The 507-nt window shown below is 41.8% G+C and carries 1 protein-coding gene; it reads right to left on the bottom strand.

All coding sequences use genetic code 11. From position 1 onward, the window contains the following. Positions 1-229 precede the first annotated feature (229 nt). Positions 230-507, bottom strand: a 278-nt coding sequence (locus IQP38_RS21335) for an SDR family NAD(P)-dependent oxidoreductase (protein ID WP_193838020.1), incomplete at its 5' end; no start/stop codon positions are given.

Raw genomic sequence — 507 nt, 5'->3', positions numbered from 1 at the left:
TTTTGAATCCGTCGTGTATACCAATTTCACCACACCGGCATCTTTGGGCTATTGCCCTTTGATGGTTGGCATTATACGTAAGCTTTTGACCTGCGCAAGCAGAAATACCTTAAATAACTATCGTTTGCTGATAATTTCGCCACAAAGTGTGACAAAGCTGTACTCATAAGAAACGTACGCTCCATTTTCTACTACTCTTCCAGATGAAAATGAGTATACGAAACTCTTTTTAAATTCTATTCACTGTAATATCAGAAACATAACCATTCCCAATGCTCGACAACGCATTATGGAGCATCTCTGCGGCATCTTCTGCTTGCATGAAGTGACTCGTGTCCATCGTATTGCCGCTTGTTTTCCAGAATTCCGTATCCATTCCACCAGGATAAACCGCGATAATTTTCATAGGTTTTCCTTTTAGCTCCAAACGAACCGACTCAATTAATCCTTTGACGGCCCATTTCACTGCACAATACGTAGACTCTTGCGCTTTAGGTTGTTGCGCGG

It is taken from the genome of Vibrio sp. OPT41, from assembly GCF_015163595.1.
GTDB lineage: Bacteria > Pseudomonadota > Gammaproteobacteria > Enterobacterales > Vibrionaceae > Vibrio > Vibrio alginolyticus.
Note: the sequence above shows the minus strand (reverse complement) of the source record. Positions and strands in the feature narration are given on the sequence as shown.